Source organism: Streptomyces sediminimaris (assembly GCF_047049295.1).
GTDB lineage: Bacteria > Actinomycetota > Actinomycetes > Streptomycetales > Streptomycetaceae > Streptomyces > Streptomyces sediminimaris.
The window spans coordinates 5,950,441-5,964,215 of record NZ_JBJWOT010000001.1 but is presented as its reverse complement, the minus strand read 5'-3'; the positions used below and the strand labels follow the sequence as shown (position 1 = coordinate 5,964,215).

General features: G+C 72.1%; 16 protein-coding genes. 6 read left to right on the top strand and 10 right to left on the bottom strand.

Translation table 11 applies throughout. From position 1 onward, the window contains the following. Nucleotides 1–2: 2 nt before the first annotated feature. Entirely contained in the window at nucleotides 3–1,724 is a 1,722-nt protein-coding gene (locus tag ACJ9NR_RS27780) for a DAK2 domain-containing protein (protein WP_412492237.1), read from the bottom strand. A 243-nt stretch (nucleotides 1,725–1,967) separates the two neighbouring features. Between ACJ9NR_RS27780 and rpmB the strand changes: the two genes are divergently transcribed. Further along, nucleotides 1,968–2,153, top strand: a complete 186-nt coding sequence (gene rpmB / locus ACJ9NR_RS27775) for a 50S ribosomal protein L28 (protein WP_003993230.1) — start codon at nucleotides 1,968–1,970, stop codon at nucleotides 2,151–2,153. 108 nt (nucleotides 2,154–2,261) lie between these two features. On the opposite strand, the gene thiD is transcribed toward rpmB, so the two are convergent. After that, nucleotides 2,262–3,083, bottom strand: a complete 822-nt coding sequence (thiD, locus tag ACJ9NR_RS27770) for a bifunctional hydroxymethylpyrimidine kinase/phosphomethylpyrimidine kinase (protein WP_412492238.1) — start codon at nucleotides 3,081–3,083, stop codon at nucleotides 2,262–2,264. Then, nucleotides 3,080–4,048 (bottom strand): thiamine-phosphate kinase, encoded by a 969-nt coding sequence (locus ACJ9NR_RS27765; protein ID WP_412492239.1) that lies wholly within the window; start codon nucleotides 4,046–4,048, stop codon nucleotides 3,080–3,082. The genes thiD and ACJ9NR_RS27765 overlap by 4 nt, the downstream gene beginning before the upstream one ends. 206 nt (nucleotides 4,049–4,254) lie before the next feature. Here ACJ9NR_RS27765 and ACJ9NR_RS27760 point away from each other — a divergent pair, with 206 nt between their 5' ends. Both ACJ9NR_RS27760 and ACJ9NR_RS27755 read left to right on the top strand, forming a co-directional pair. After that, on the top strand, nucleotides 4,255–4,488 hold the full coding sequence (locus ACJ9NR_RS27760) for an Lrp/AsnC family transcriptional regulator (protein ID WP_111002102.1): 234 nt from the start codon (nucleotides 4,255–4,257) through the stop codon (nucleotides 4,486–4,488). A gap of 20 nt (nucleotides 4,489–4,508) precedes the next feature. Next, nucleotides 4,509–5,012 (top strand): DUF3515 domain-containing protein, encoded by a 504-nt coding sequence (locus tag ACJ9NR_RS27755; protein WP_412492240.1) that lies wholly within the window; start codon nucleotides 4,509–4,511, stop codon nucleotides 5,010–5,012. Between the two features lie 60 nt (nucleotides 5,013–5,072). Here ACJ9NR_RS27755 and ACJ9NR_RS27750 read toward each other — a convergent pair whose 3' ends face one another. Genes ACJ9NR_RS27750 through ACJ9NR_RS27740 form a run of 3 tightly spaced genes read right to left on the bottom strand, consistent with a single transcriptional unit; the run spans nucleotide 5,073 to nucleotide 8,092 of the window. Further along, the gene (locus tag ACJ9NR_RS27750; RefSeq protein WP_412492241.1) at nucleotides 5,073–6,245 is read right to left on the bottom strand and encodes a D-alanine--D-alanine ligase family protein; all 1,173 of its coding nucleotides are present in this window, start codon (nucleotides 6,243–6,245) and stop codon (nucleotides 5,073–5,075) included. Nucleotides 6,246–6,305: 60 nt separating this feature from the next. Next, nucleotides 6,306–7,316, bottom strand: a complete 1,011-nt coding sequence (locus ACJ9NR_RS27745) for an NAD(P)H-dependent glycerol-3-phosphate dehydrogenase (protein WP_412492242.1) — start codon at nucleotides 7,314–7,316, stop codon at nucleotides 6,306–6,308. Continuing rightward, nucleotides 7,313–8,092: a lysophospholipid acyltransferase family protein gene (locus ACJ9NR_RS27740; protein WP_412492243.1), complete on the bottom strand. Its 780-nt coding sequence runs from the start codon at nucleotides 8,090–8,092 to the stop codon at nucleotides 7,313–7,315. The genes ACJ9NR_RS27745 and ACJ9NR_RS27740 overlap by 4 nt, the downstream gene beginning before the upstream one ends. A 167-nt stretch (nucleotides 8,093–8,259) precedes the next feature. Between ACJ9NR_RS27740 and cofC the strand changes: the two genes are divergently transcribed. Together cofC and ACJ9NR_RS27730 are read left to right on the top strand one after the other, a co-directional pair. After that, entirely contained in the window at nucleotides 8,260–8,898 is a 639-nt protein-coding gene (gene cofC / locus ACJ9NR_RS27735; protein WP_412492244.1) for a 2-phospho-L-lactate guanylyltransferase, read from the top strand. A 131-nt stretch (nucleotides 8,899–9,029) separates the two neighbouring features. Further along, nucleotides 9,030–9,233: a hypothetical protein gene (locus tag ACJ9NR_RS27730; protein ID WP_412492245.1), complete on the top strand. Its 204-nt coding sequence runs from the start codon at nucleotides 9,030–9,032 to the stop codon at nucleotides 9,231–9,233. A gap of 197 nt (nucleotides 9,234–9,430) precedes the next feature. On the opposite strand, the gene ACJ9NR_RS27725 is transcribed toward ACJ9NR_RS27730, so the two are convergent. The 4 genes from ACJ9NR_RS27725 to leuC all read right to left on the bottom strand — a co-directional run bounded on the left by ACJ9NR_RS27725 (nucleotide 9,431) and on the right by leuC (nucleotide 12,764). After that, complete coding sequence (locus ACJ9NR_RS27725) at nucleotides 9,431–10,087, bottom strand: HU family DNA-binding protein (RefSeq protein ID WP_412492246.1); 657 nt, start codon at nucleotides 10,085–10,087, stop codon at nucleotides 9,431–9,433. A 137-nt stretch (nucleotides 10,088–10,224) separates the two neighbouring features. Next, the gene (locus ACJ9NR_RS27720) at nucleotides 10,225–10,455 is read right to left on the bottom strand and encodes an SCO5555 family protein (RefSeq protein ID WP_412492247.1); all 231 of its coding nucleotides are present in this window, start codon (nucleotides 10,453–10,455) and stop codon (nucleotides 10,225–10,227) included. Between the two features lie 284 nt (nucleotides 10,456–10,739). Continuing rightward, the gene (gene leuD / locus ACJ9NR_RS27715) at nucleotides 10,740–11,333 is read right to left on the bottom strand and encodes a 3-isopropylmalate dehydratase small subunit (protein ID WP_412492248.1); all 594 of its coding nucleotides are present in this window, start codon (nucleotides 11,331–11,333) and stop codon (nucleotides 10,740–10,742) included. Nucleotides 11,334–11,339: 6 nt separating this feature from the next. Further along, entirely contained in the window at nucleotides 11,340–12,764 is a 1,425-nt protein-coding gene (gene leuC / locus ACJ9NR_RS27710) for a 3-isopropylmalate dehydratase large subunit (protein WP_412492249.1), read from the bottom strand. Nucleotides 12,765–12,953: 189 nt separating this feature from the next. On the opposite strand from leuC, the gene ndgR reads away from it, so the two are divergent. Then, nucleotides 12,954–13,670 (top strand): IclR family transcriptional regulator NdgR, encoded by a 717-nt coding sequence (gene ndgR, locus ACJ9NR_RS27705; protein WP_015036427.1) that lies wholly within the window; start codon nucleotides 12,954–12,956, stop codon nucleotides 13,668–13,670. Nucleotides 13,671–13,775 lie beyond the last annotated feature (105 nt).

The window sequence follows — 13,775 nt, the reverse complement described above, 5'->3', positions numbered from 1 at the left end:
TGCTACTCCACGCCGATCAGCAGCAGCGCGCCCTGGCGGCCGCCCCGGTAGACCACCGTGTCCACGGCGAGGTACGACTCACGTACGCGGGCCTGCAGGCGGTCGGCGACGGAGTCGGGCGCGTCGTCGCCGAGGACGAGGGTGACGAGTTCGCCGCCGGCCTGGAGCATGCGGTCGAGGACCGTCTCGGCGATGACGGTGACGTCGGACCCGATCACGGCCACGTCGTCCTCGACGAGGCCGAGGACGTCGCCGGCCTGGCAGATGCCCGCCATGGTCCAGGACTCGCGCTCGGCGACGGCCACCTCGGCGTACCGGGTCGCGCCCGCGGCCGAGGTCATCGACACGACGTCCTCGTCGAAGCGGCGCTCCGGCTCGTGCACGGCGAGCGCCGCGATCCCCTGGACCGCGGACCGGGTCGGGATGAGCGCCACGCGGATGCCCTCGGCGCGGGCCTGCTCGGCCGCCGCGGCCGCGGTGTGCCGCAGGCCGGCGTCGTTGGGCAGCAGGACGACCTCGCGCGCGTGGGCCCGCCGTACCGCGTCGACGAGTTCCCCGCTGGCGGGCGCCTCCCCCGGGCGTGCGAGCACGGTCGTCGCGCCGGCGTCGGAGTACAGCCCGGCCAGGCCCTCGCCCGGCACGACGGCGACCACGGCGCGCTGGACCCGCTCGCGCGGCGGCCGTCCACCGCCGCGCGTGTGGACGTCGCCGAGCCCGAAGTGGGTGATCCGGATCCGGTACGGCCGCCCGGCCTCGACGCCCGCCTCCACGGCGGCGCCCGCGTCGTCCACATGCACGTGCACGTTCCACAGCCCGTCGCCGCCGACCACGACCAGTGAGTCCCCGAGGGCGTCGAGACGGGTCCGCAGCCGTGCCACGGACGCGTCCTCGGCCTCCAGCAGATAGATCACCTCGAACGCGGGGCCCTCGTTGTCCGGCGCGGCGCCGCAGTCCTCGTCGGCGAGGACCGGCCCGGCCCCGGCGCCCGCCGGGCCGGTCGCCGGGCACGTCACGGCCGCCGTGTCCGAGACCTGCCTCGGCGCCTCGCCCGTGAACGTCTCCACCAGCGCGGCGAGCACCGCCACCAGCCCCCGCCCGCCCGCGTCGACCACTCCGGCGCGGCCCAGCACGGCCAGCTGCCCGGGCGTCGCGGCCAGCGCGGCGCGTGCTCCCTCGTACGCGGCCCACGCCACCGTTCCGCAGTCGCCCCCGGCCCCGCCCGCGGCGTCGGCGGCCGCGTCGGCGACCGACAGAACGGTGCCCTCGACGGGGTGCGCGACGGCCCGGCGGGCCGAGTCGGCCGCCTGCCGCAGGGCGAGCCGCAGTCCGGAGCCGTCGGTGTGAGGCGTCTCACCGTCGGCGGCGAGCACCTGGGCCATGCCGCGCAGCAGCTGCGCGAGGATCGTCCCGGAGTTCCCCTGGGCGCCGATCAGCGCCCCGTGCGCCATCGCGCCCGCCGCGTCGGCCAGCGTCGGTTTCCCGCCGACGCCCCCGGAGACCCCGGAGATCCCGCGCCCCACCTCGTGCGCGGCGAAGACGGCCTCCACCGCGGCGACGGCGGACTCCACGGTCAGGTAGAGATTGGTGCCCGTGTCCCCGTCGGCCACGGGGTAGACGTTGATCGCGTCGATCTGCTCACGCGCGCGCCCCAGCGTCTCCAGTGCGAGGCCGCACCAGGTGCGCACCGCGAGAGCATCGAAGAATGTCTGCGGCACCTGCGCCACCTGCGCCTCCCTGAGCCGTGAACTGGACGCAGCGTAGACCCCGGGACGGTGTTCGCCGGGAGCGGGGCCCTGAGCAGCCATGGTAGTTTCGTTGTACCGGCGCGGACGTTGTATGCTGCTCCGGTTGCCCGACACCGATCGGGCTCGCCCCTGGCACCGCCACCCAGATCTCTGATCCTGCGATCTCGATCCCGGCATGCCGGGACCCAACCGTAAGTGCATCTGAAGTCTTTGGAGTGACCCGTGGCTGCCAACTGCGACGTCTGCGGCAAGGGGCCGGGCTTCGGCAACAACATCTCGCACTCGCACCGCCGTACGTCCCGTCGCTGGAACCCGAACATCCAGCGCGTACGTACCGTGGTCGGCGGGACGCCGAAGCGCGTGAACGCTTGCACCTCGTGCATCAAGGCCGGCAAGGTCTCGCGCTGACGCCCTCAGCTGAGCGCGCGGCCACTGCTGGTTCACCGCACTGAGCCGGTCCACCCCTGGTGGGCCGGCTTCTTGCTGTGCCCGGCGAGCCGCCCGCCGGGGCCGCCCTCAGCGACGGACCAGGGCCCAGCCGTGGTCCACGGGCCCGATCCCGCCGCCGAGCGCGAAGCCGGCCGCGATCGCCCCGGTGACGTACTCCTTGGCCGCCGCCACCGCCTCCGGCACGGTCCGCCCCTTCGCGAGCTGCGACGCGATCGCGGAGGCGAGGGTGCAGCCCGTGCCGTGCGTGTGCCGGTTGCCGTGGCGTGGCGCCCGCAGCCAGTGCTCCGCGAAGCCGTCGGTGAGCAGGTCGACCGCCTCGCCGGCGTCCGCCCGCCCGGCGTCACCGGTGAGGTGACCGCCCTTGACGAGCACCCACCGCGGCCCGAACGCCAGCACGGCCGCCGCGGCCTCACGCAGGTCCGCCTCCGACTCCACCCGCACACCGGTCAGTTGGGCGACCTCGTCGAGGTTGGGGGTCGCGACGGTCGCGACCGGCAGCAGCCTCGTCCGTACGGAGTCCAGCGCGGAGGCCGCCAGCAGCGGGTCCCCGTGCTTGGAGACGCTCACCGGGTCGACGACCGCCGGCGCGTCCGTCCCGCCGAGCAACTCGGCCACGGCATCGACGAGTCCGGCCGAGGAGAGCATCCCGGTCTTCACCGCCTGGACGCCGATGTCGTCGACGACGCTGCGGTACTGCGCCCGCACCGCCTCCACCGGGAGCTCCCAGGCCCCCCGCACACCCAGCGAGTTCTGCGCGGTGACCGCCGTGACGACGCTCATGCCGTGCACGCCGAGCGCCAGCATCGTCTTCAGGTCGGCCTGGATCCCGGCTCCCCCGCCGGAATCGGAGCCCGCGACGGTCAGCACCCGGGGCGGCGAGCTCGTCATGACTCGATGTCCCCGCCGAAGTGGTCCCAGCCGCCCTTGCTGGTCCACGGCGCCCCGTCCACCGTCACCTGGGGCAGCGCCGAGGGGTTCAGCACCTCGCCGATCACCTTCCAGCGCGCGGGCAGCTTCACGTCCGGCGGGAAGGTCGCCACGATCGCGTGGTCCTCTCCCCCGGTCAGCACCCACTGCATGGGGTCGACACCGACGGCCTGCCCGATGTCGTTCATCTGCGACGGGATGTCGATCGCGCCGGAGCGGACGTCGATCCGCACCTTGCTGGCCTCGGCGATGTGCCCGAGGTCGGCGATCAGACCGTCGCTGACGTCGCACATCGCGGTCGCGCCCAGCCCCGCGGCGGCCGGACCCGCGTGGTACGGCGGCTCGGGGCGCCGGTGCGCCTCGACGAAGGCACGCGGCGAGCGGAAGCCGCGCGAGAGCACCGCGTACCCGGCGGCGGACCAGCCGAGCCAGCCGGTGACCGCGACGCGGTCGCCGGGCTGGGCGCCGGCCCGGGTGATCGGCTCCTGGTTGCGCAGATCGCCGAGCGCGGTGATCGACACCATGATCGTGTCGCCTCGTACGACGTCACCGCCGACCACCGAGGCGCCCGCGACCTGGCACTCGTCGCGCAGCCCGTCCATCAGCTCGCTCGGCCAGGTGACCGGGAGTTCGGCCGGGACGACCAGGCCGAGCAGCAGCGCGGTCGGCACGGCACCCATCGCGGCGATGTCCGCGAGGTTCTGCGCGGCCGCCTTGCGCCCGACGTCGTAGGCGGTGGACCAGTCGCGGCGGAAGTGCCGCCCCTCCAGGAGGATGTCGGTGCTGGCGACGACCCGCCGGTCGGGCGCGGCGACCACCGCGGCGTCGTCGCCGGGGCCGACCCGGACCGCGGGGGTGGTGGTGAGACGGGAGGTGAGCTCCCTGATGAGCCCGAACTCCCCGAGCTCACCAACAGTGCCCTTCATTGCCCTTGCTCCCCTTCTGTCCCGTGCCGTTCCCGGTCGCGCGTCATCAGTGTCCTCGATACGGTCGAGGGGTCCGTCAACTTCTGCCGTACCGGCGCCCCGCCGCGTGGACCCCGGCCCGCGCAGGTCTCCCCGCGGCGTGCGGCGACGCGATACCGTGGCGTTCCTTTTCCCCACATGATCCTCGTGGCCGCCCTGGAGGTTCCGTGGTACAGGCGTACATCCTGATCCAGACGGAGGTCGGCAAGGCGTCGACCGTCGCCGAGACGATCAGCAAGATCCCTGGAGTCATCCAGGCCGAGGACGTGACAGGACCTTATGACGTGATCGTGCGGGCCCAGGCGGACACCGTGGACGGCCTCGGCCGCATGGTGGTCGCCAAAGTCCAGCAAGTGGACGGGATCACCCGCACCCTGACCTGCCCGGTCGTCCATCTGTAGCCCCCGTCTACCCTTGGCCGGTGAACTCCATCCGTCACCGGCGCCGAACTGTCCCCGCTGTTCTCGGGGTGCCCGCCCTCGTCGCCGTGCTGATCACGGCGACGGGCTGCTCCTCAGCAGACGACAGCGCCCGGGCCGCGGTTCCCGACCCGGGCGCGAAGGTCACCGAGCTGTGCCGGAACCTGGACAGGACGCTGCCGTCCAAGGTCGACGGGCTGGATCGCCGGGATCCCGAACCCGCCTCCGCGCTGACCGCGGGCTGGGGCGACCCGGCGATCATACTGCGCTGCGGTGTCGGGCGGCCCGCCGAGATGTCCGACCCGGAGGCCGACGGCGTCGAGATCGACGGGGTCGGCTGGCTGCTGCAGAAGCGGCCGGACGGCTCGTTCCGCTTCACCACCACGCTGCGCAGGGCGTACGTCGAGGTGACCCTCCCCAAGGACCGCACGGGAGACGGCATGTCGCCCCTGGTCGACCTGGCCCCGGCAGTGAAGAAGGCGATCCCCGAGGGGATCGCCTCCTGACGCACGCCTGATGACGCCCGCCCGCTGACCCACGTCCCCGGCCGGCCGGGGGGCCTCCGGTCAGCGCAGGCCGGTGGACCTGCGCAGCGCCGCCTGGATCAGCCTGTCCACCAGCTCCGGATAGCCGATCCCGCTCGCCTGCCACATCTGCGGGTACATCGAGATCGGGGTCATGCCGGGCATGGTGTTGATCTCGTTGATCACGAACTCGCCGTCCTCGGTGAGGAAGAAGTCCGCGCGCACCAGGCCCTCGCAGGACACGGCCTCGAAGGCCGCCACCGCGAGGCGCTGCACCCGCGCGGTCTGCTCCGGCGTCAGCGGCGCCGGGACGATGCCGGGCGTCGAGTCGATGTACTTGGCCTCGAAGTCGTAGTACGCGTGCGCGTCCGGCGGCGGGATCTCCGAGGGCACGCTCGCACGCGGGCCGTCCTCGAACTCCAGCACCCCGCACTCGATCTCGCGGCCGCGCAGCGCCGCCTCCACGAGGATCTTCGGGTCGTGCCGCCGTGCCTGCGCGATCGCGTCGCCGAGACCGGAGATGTCGTCGACCTTGGTGATGCCGATCGACGAACCCGCGCGCGCGGGCTTCACGAACAGCGGCCAGCCGTGCTCGCCGGCGAAGTCGACGATCTTCTTGCGGACGGCCGCACCCCCGTCCCCCGAGGCGGACCGCTCCCACTCGCGCGGCCGGATCACCGTGTACGGGCCGACCGCCAGCCCGAAGGAGGCGAACACCCGCTTCATGTACTCCTTGTCCTGGCCGACGGCCGAGGCGAGCACGCCCGCACCCACGTACGGGACGCCGGAGAGCTCCAGCAGCCCCTGCAGCGTGCCGTCCTCGCCGTAGGGCCCGTGCAGGACGGGGAAGACGACGTCGACCTCGCCGAGCGCCTTGGGCACCGATCCGGGCTCGCTGTAGACGACTTCGCGGTTCGTGGGGTCGACGGGCAGCACCACACCGCCCTCGTCCGACTCGGCGAGTTCCTCGACGTCGGGCGTACGACGGTCGGTGATCGCCATGCGTTCCGGTGCGTCGGCGGTGAGGGCCCAGCGGCCGTCCTTGGTGATGCCGATCGGCAGGACGTCGTACTTGCTCCGGTCGACGGCGCGCAGGACGGCGCCGGCGGTGACCACGGAGATCCCGTGTTCGGAGCTGCGCCCGCCGAACACGACGGCCACGCGCGGCTTGCGAGGCGGCTGCTCAGGGCTCTGGGGGAGGTTCTCGGTGCTCATATCGCGTTGAGAGTACCCGTTGGTAGTGCCCCGGGTCAGCGTCGCGGCCGGGGGCGTCGCTCAGCGTCGTTCGGGCTTCGCGCTGCGCGACATCAGCTCCTTGAGCGCGACCACCGGGGGCTTGCCCTCGTGCACGATGCCGACGACGGTCTCCGTGATCGGCATGTCGACGCCGTGCCTGCGGGCCAGATCCAGCACCGACTCACAGGACTTGACGCCCTCGGCGGTCTGCCGGGTGACGGCGATGGTCTCCTGCAGGGTCATGCCCTTGCCGAGGTTGGTGCCGAAGGTGTGGTTGCGCGACAGCGGCGAGGAGCAGGTCGCCACCAGGTCGCCCAGGCCCGCCAGTCCGGAGAAGGTCAGCGGGTCGGCGCCGAGCGCCATGCCGAGCCGGGTGGTCTCGGCGAGCCCGCGCGTGATGAGCGAGCCCTTCGCGTTGTCGCCCAGACCCATGCCGTCCGCGATGCCCACGGCGAGCCCGATGACGTTCTTCACGGCGCCGCCCAGCTCGCAGCCGACGACGTCGGTGTTGGTGTAGGGGCGGAAGTACGGCGTGTGGCAGGCGGCCTGGAGCCGCCGGGCGACCGGCTCGTCGGTGCAGGCGACCACGGCGGCGGCCGGCATTCGCGCGGCGATCTCCCGTGCGAGGTTGGGCCCGGTGACGACGGCGATCCGGTCGGCGCGCACCTTGGCGACGTCCTCGATCACCTCGCTCATCCGCATGGCGGAGCCGAGTTCCACGCCCTTCATGAGCGAGACCAGGACCGTGTCGGCGGCGAGCAGCGGCGCCCACTCGGCGAGGTTGCCGCGCAGCGTCTGCGAGGGGACCGCGAGGACGGTGAAGTCGGCGCCGCGCGCGGCCTCGGCGGCGTCCGTCGTCGCCCGTACGCCCTCCGGGAGCTCGACACCGGGAAGGTAGTCGGGATTGGTACGGGTGGAGTTGACCGCTTCCGCGAGTTCCGCGCGCCGCCCCCACAGGGTGACCTCGCACCCCGCGTCGGCGAGCACCATGGCGAACGCCGTGCCCCACGAACCGGTGCCGAAGACGGCCGCCTTGACGGGCCTGCTCACGTGCCCTGCCCCTCTTCCTGCCCGGACCTGTCCCGGCCGTGCTGCGCCTGCGTCCTGCGCCGCTGCTCGATCCGCTCCTGACGCGGGTCGTACGGCATCGCGGGCGCCTTCTCGCCGCGGATCTCCTCCAGCTGGCGGGTGATGGCGGCCATGATGACCTCGGTCGCCTCCTTCAGCAGCTCCGGGGTCATCTCCCGGTCGTAGAAGCGCGTGAGGTCGACGGGCGGGCCGGCCAGCACGTGATGGGTCTTGCGCGGGCGCAGGTGCGGCTTCTTGGCGTACGGCGGCAGCAGTTCGTTGACGCCCCACTGGGCGACCGGGATCACCGGGCACCGGGTGGTCAGGGCGACGCGCGCGGCGCCCGTCTTGCCGACCATGGGCCACAGTCCGGGGTCCCGGGTGAGGGTGCCCTCGGGATAGAACGCGACGCATTCACCGCGCTCGACGGCGTCGATCGCCGCCCGAAAGGCGCTGAGCGCGTCCGTGGTCTCACGGTAGACGGGGATCTGTCCGGTGCCGCGCATCGCGGCACCGATGAATCCCTTCCGGAAAAGGCCGCTCTTCGCCAGGAATCGCGGAACCCGTCCGGTGTTGTACTGGTAGTGCGCGTATGCGAAGGGGTCCGCGTGGGAATTGTGGTTCACCGCGGTGATAAAACCGCCCTCGGCCGGAATGTGCTCCATTCCACGCCAGTCCCGCTTGATCAGAACCACCAGCGGCGGTTTGCAGATCACCGCGGCAAAGCGGTACCAGAAGCCGATTCTGCGGCGGGGCACGCGCGCACCTTCCTCTAGGGGTCAGGAACCTCGTACCGAGGCCGCACAAGTGTCACCCCGGGCCGACGGTCTGTCGAGAACACCGTACGCCCAGACGCCGCGACCGCCAGATGGCCGGGGCGACGGCTGAGTGACAATGGCCGCGACGAGAGAGGGGCGGAACACCGGTGCAGTGGACCTTGGTCATACCCCTGAAACCCCTGACGCGAGCGAAGAGCAGGCTCGCGGACACCGCCGCCGGCGCCCTGCGTCCGAGTCTCGCCCTCGCGTTCGCCCAGGACACCGTGGCGGCCGCGCTGGCCTGCCCGGCGGTGCGGGATGTGGCGGTCGTCACGGACGATTCCCTGGCCGGCCGGGAGTTGTCCGCGCTGGGTGCCCGGATCGTCCCCGACGAACCGCGGGGCGGCCTCAACGCGGCGCTGGCGCACGGCGTGGCCGCGGTGCGCACCGGGCACCCCTCCGGTCCCGTCGCGGCCCTGAACGCCGATCTTCCGGCACTGCGCCCCCGGGAATTGCTCCGCGTGCTGGACGCGGCCGCTGAATTCCCCCGCGCTTTTCTCGCCGACGCGGCGGCAATCGGCACGACTTTGCTGGCCGCCGCCCCCGCCCAGGAATTGCGTCCGTCATTCGGCTCCGATTCCCGCGCCCGCCACCGGGCCTCCGGGGCCGTGGAACTGCTCCTGGACGCGGTCGATTCCGTACGCCAGGACGTCGACACCGGCACGGACCTGCGGGCGGCCCTCGCGCTGGGCGTCGGGCCGCATACGGCGGCCGTGGCCGCGGGAGTGCTGACCCCGGGCTCCTGACCAGCACGGTTCACCGCATCCCCGCCGGGGCGCGGGCAACCGCGCCGCACGTCACGGCGAGTCCGCCGCCCGGCACCGAACCGTGAGCCCACGACGCGCCCCGGACTCCGCCGCACATTAGGCTGGCCGGCATGCAGGCCACCGCGTACACCTACGACCCCGAAACCCGCGGCGGCAGCGTGCTGCTGGACGACGGCACCCCCGTCCCCTTCGACGCCGCCGCCTTCGACGCCGGGGGGCTGCGGCTGCTGCGCCCGGGACAGCGGGTGCGGATCGAGACCGAGGGCGCCGAGGACGGCCCCCGCATCACGCTGGTGACGCTCCAGACGTTCTGAGCGCGCTCTCGACCGGCTCTCTGTCCGCTCGGGATCCGGCTCCCTGTCCGCTCGGGATCCCGCGATGGGTCCGCTCGGGATCCCGCTATGGGTTCGCTCCGGGTCCGTTCTGAACCACCGCTCCGGACGCCCCCGGACACGCCGCGGGCCGGGCTCCGACGGGGAGTCCGGCCCGGCGCGTGAGTGCCCCTGTGCCCTTACCGCTTGCGGGCGGTGGCCTTCTTGGCGGTGGTCTTGCGAGCGGTCGACTTCTTGGCGGGAGCCTTCGTGGCCGTCGCCTTCTTCGCCGGGGCCTTCTTCGCGGTGGCCTTCTTCGCGGTGGTCTTCTTGGCCGCGGAGGTCTTGGCGGCGCCCGTGGTCTTCTTCGCCGTCGTCTTCTTCGCGGTCGTCTTCTTGGCGGCGCCCGTGGTCTTCTTCGCCGTCGTCTTCTTCGCCGCGGTCTTCTTCGCCGTGGACGGCGTCGCCTTCTTGGCGGTCGTCTTCTTCGCGGCGGCCTTCTTGACGGTCGCCGAAGCCCCTCCGGTCAGGCTGCCCTTGGGCGCCTTCTTGACGGCGACCTCGCCGCCGCGCGGGAGCTTCTTCGAGCCGCTCACCAGGTCCTTGAAGCCCTGGCCCGCGCGGAAGCGCGGAACGGAGGTCTTCTTGACCCGAACCCGCTCGCCCGTCTGGGGGTTGCGGGCGTAGCGGGCCGGACGGTCGACCTTCTCGAACGAGCCGAAGCCGGTGACCGAGACCCGGTCCCCGGCGACGGTCGCGCGGACGATGGCGTCCAGGACCGCGTCGACAGCGTCGGCGGCCTGCTGGCGGCCGCCAAGCTTGTCGGCAATCGCTTCTACGAGCTGCGCCTTGTTCACGTCTTCCCCTTCGGAGACATCGCCAGAACGAAAGTGTTCAAGCTTTTTCGCACGTTAGGCAGATATATACCGCAAATCAAACACGAAACGGGCTAATCACCCATGCGCCGCAACGAACTCGACTGCCCCGGCTGCGTTCAGCGGTCCTCTTCGGGGATGCGCCCCTTCTCGAGATCCGCGGTGAACGCCTCCAGGCGCCTTGCCGCGTCGGCGAGATCGTGCTTGGCCGCGGCCGTAATGACCAGCAGCTTCCGGGTCAGCGCCATCCGTACGCCCTCCGGGACTTGCAGTGCGCGCACCCGAGAGTGCGCTTCCTTCAGTCGGTCCGCGACTGCCGTGTAGAGCTCGAGTTGGCCGTCGTGTTCCATGCACAGATTGTGCCATCTGGGGCGAGTTGTCGCCTGCGGGGGTGGCAACTGAAGCCTCGATCGGCCTTCCCCGCAAGGCCCGACGCCGCGTCCACAGCACACGGCTACCCAGGCAACCGCCGCCGTAACGTGGGAAGTTGAGAGGAAGCGCAAGAGGGTTCCCAGCCGTTCGGCCCCGGACACGGATGTACCCCCGATCGGGCCGATCGGGGGTACATGGGGGTGTTCCGGTGGCCGAAACCCGTCAGGTCCGGCGCCGCGGTCCGGTCCGGACCGGACCTTGATCAGGCATTGAGCGTCCGCGGTTTGTGCGACAGGCGCCTGGCCTCGTACGCGGCGATCTCCGCCTCGTTCCGGAGGGTGATGGAGATGTCGTCCAGGCCGTTCAGCAGCCGCCAGCGGGAGTTCTCGTCCAGCTCGAAGGCGGCGGTGATCCCCTCGGCGCGCACCTCGCGGGCCTGCAGGTCGACGGTGACCTCGGCCTGCGGATCCTGCTCCGTGAGCTCCCACAGCGCGTCCACGGTCTTCTGCTCCAGGACGACCGTGAGCAGGCCGTTCTTCAGGGAGTTGCCGCGGAAGATGTCGGCGAAGCGGGAGGAGATCACGGCCTTGAAGCCGTAGTTCTGCAGCGCCCACACGGCGTGCTCACGGGAGGAGCCGGTGCCGAAGTCGGGGCCGGCGACCAGCACCGTGGCACCCTGCCGCTCGGGGCGGTTGAGGATGAACTCCGCGTCCTTGCGCCAGGCCTCGAACAGCCCGTCCTCGAAACCGTCCCGGGTCACCTTCTTGAGCCAGTGAGCAGGGATGATCTGGTCGGTGTCGACGTTGGAGCGGCGCAGCGGGACGGCCCGGCCGGTGTGCGTGGTGAATGCTTCCATGGCTGATCAGACTCCAGCGGACGCGGGGACGTCGGACAGGTCGGCGGGCGAGGCCAGGTGACCCAGCACGGCGGTCGCGGCGGCGACCTGCGGCGACACCAGGTGCGTACGGCCGCCCTTGCCCTGCCTGCCCTCGAAGTTGCGGTTGGAGGTGGAGGCGGAGCGCTCGCCCGGGGCCAGCTGGTCGGGGTTCATGCCCAGGCACATCGAGCAGCCCGCGTGCCGCCACTCGGCGCCGGCCTCCTTGAAGACCACGTCCAGGCCCTCGGAGACGGCCTGCAGGCCCACCCGCGCGGAGCCCGGGACGACCAGCATCCGTACGCCGTCGGCGACTTTGCGGCCCCCCAGGACCTCGGCGGCGGCACGCAGGTCCTCGATCCGGCCGTTGGTGCACGAGCCTACGAAGACGGTGTCCACGTTGATGGAGCGCAGCGGCTGACCGGCCTCCAACCCCATGTATTCCAGGGCCTTTTCGGCGGCGTGGCGCTCCGAAGCGTCTTCGTACGAAGCCGGGTCGGGGACGGACGCCGAAAGCGGCGCGCCCTGCCCGGGGTTGGTGCCCCAGGTGACGAACGGCGACAGCTCGGCGGCGTCGATCACGACCTCGGCGTCGAACTCGGCGTCCGCGTCGCTCCTCAGCGTCTTCCAGTACGCGACCGCGGCGTCCCAGTCGGCGCCCTCGGGCGCGTGCGGGCGGCCCTTGAGGTAGGCGAAGGTGGTCTCGTCGGGGGCGATCATGCCCGCGCGGGCACCGGCCTCGATCGACATGTTGCAGATCGTCATGCGGGCCTCCATCGAGAGCTTCTCGATGGCGGAGCCGCGGTACTCCAGGATGTAGCCCTGGCCGCCGCCCGTGCCGATCCGGGCGATGATCGCCAGGATCAGGTCCTTGGCGGTGACGCCCTCGGGCAGCTCGCCGTCGACCGTGATCGCCATGGTCTTCGGGCGGGCCAGCGGCAGCGTCTGGGTGGCCAGCACGTGCTCGACCTGCGAGGTGCCGATGCCGAACGCCAGCGCTCCGAAGGCGCCGTGCGTGGAGGTGTGCGAGTCGCCGCAGACCACCGTCGTGCCGGGCTGGGTCAGCCCCAGCTGCGGGCCGACGACGTGCACCACGCCCTGCTCGACGTCGCCCAGCGGGTGCAGCCGTACGCCGAAGTCGGCGCAGTTCTTGCGCAGCGTCTCCAGCTGGGCCCGGGAGACCGGGTCGGCGATGGGCTTGTCGATGTCCAGGGTCGGGGTGTTGTGGTCCTCGGTCGCGATGGTGAGGTCGAGGCGGCGCACCGTGCGGCCGCTGAGCCGCAGACCGTCGAAGGCCTGCGGGCTGGTCACCTCGTGCAGCAGGTGCAGATCGATGAAGAGGAGGTCGGGCTCGCCCTCGGCGCGCCGGACGACGTGGTCGTCCCAGACCTTCTCCGCGAGTGTCCTACCCATCGCTTTCCCTTCGGCCGGCCCGACGTCCGCCGGCCTTGCTAGAGATCTTGAGGAGACGGCGCCCGGCCCCGGTTCACGGGCGTCCGCCACCCGGCCCGTTCGGTCCGCGGGCCGTTGTGCGTACCAGGGTTGCGCGTCTCACGGAAAAATGAACTTGCGTTTCACAGAGTGAGACGCGAGTATCGTTTCATGGACAACAGTAGCGGCGTCGGCGTTCTGGACAAGGCGGCCCTTGTCCTGAGCGCCCTGGAGTCCGGACCCGCCACCCTCGCAGGACTGGTTGCGGCGACCGGACTGGCACGACCCACGGCCCACCGGCTGGCCGTGGCCCTGGAACACCACCGCATGGTGGCGCGCGACATGCAGGGCCGTTTCATTCTCGGCCCGCGCCTGGCCGAGTTGGCCGCGGCAGCCGGCGAGGACCGCCTCCTCGCGACGGCGGGCCCGGTGCTCACGCATCTGCGGGACGTCACCGGGGAGAGCGCCCAGCTCTACCGCCGCCAGGGCGACATGCGCATCTGCGTCGCCGCGGCCGAGCGACTCTCCGGCCTGCGGGACACCGTCCCGGTCGGCTCGACACTCACGATGAAGGCCGGTTCCTCCGCGCAGATCCTGATGGCCTGGGAGGAGCCGGAGCGGCTGCACCGGGGCCTGCAGGGCGCCCGGTTCACGGCCACCGCGCTCTCCGGCGTACGGCGCCGCGGCTGGGCCCAGTCCATCGGCGAGCGCGAGCCCGGCGTCGCGTCCGTCTCCGCCCCCGTGCGGGGCCCGTCCAACCGCGTGGTGGCCGCCGTCTCGGTCTCCGGCCCGATCGAGCGCCTGACGCGGCACCCGGGCCGGATGCACGCCCAGGCGGTCATCGACGCCGCCGCCCGGCTCTCCGAGGCACTGCGCCGCACCGGCTGAGCGGGGACGATCCCCTTGGGGAACACCGACGGGACGGGCCCGCCTCAACGCCGCGGCGGGCCCTCACCGTTCCTGGCGGGCCCTCACCGTTCCAGCGGGCACAGC

Coding starts and splice junctions, on each gene's coding strand:
- ACJ9NR_RS27750 (WP_412492241.1), bottom strand. CDS start 6,245: ATGAGCACCGAGAACCTCCCCCAGAGCCCTGAGCAGCCGCCTCGCAAG.
- ACJ9NR_RS27765 (WP_412492239.1), bottom strand. CDS start 4,048: ATGAAGGGCACTGTTGGTGAGCTCGGGGAGTTCGGGCTCATCAGGGAG.
- ndgR (WP_015036427.1), top strand. CDS start 12,954: ATGGACAACAGTAGCGGCGTCGGCGTTCTGGACAAGGCGGCCCTTGTC.
- ACJ9NR_RS27720 (WP_412492247.1), bottom strand. CDS start 10,455: ATGGAACACGACGGCCAACTCGAGCTCTACACGGCAGTCGCGGACCGA.
- leuD (WP_412492248.1), bottom strand. CDS start 11,333: ATGGAAGCATTCACCACGCACACCGGCCGGGCCGTCCCGCTGCGCCGC.
- leuC (WP_412492249.1), bottom strand. CDS start 12,764: ATGGGTAGGACACTCGCGGAGAAGGTCTGGGACGACCACGTCGTCCGG.
- ACJ9NR_RS27730 (WP_412492245.1), top strand. CDS start 9,030: ATGCAGGCCACCGCGTACACCTACGACCCCGAAACCCGCGGCGGCAGC.
- thiD (WP_412492238.1), bottom strand. CDS start 3,083: ATGACGAGCTCGCCGCCCCGGGTGCTGACCGTCGCGGGCTCCGATTCC.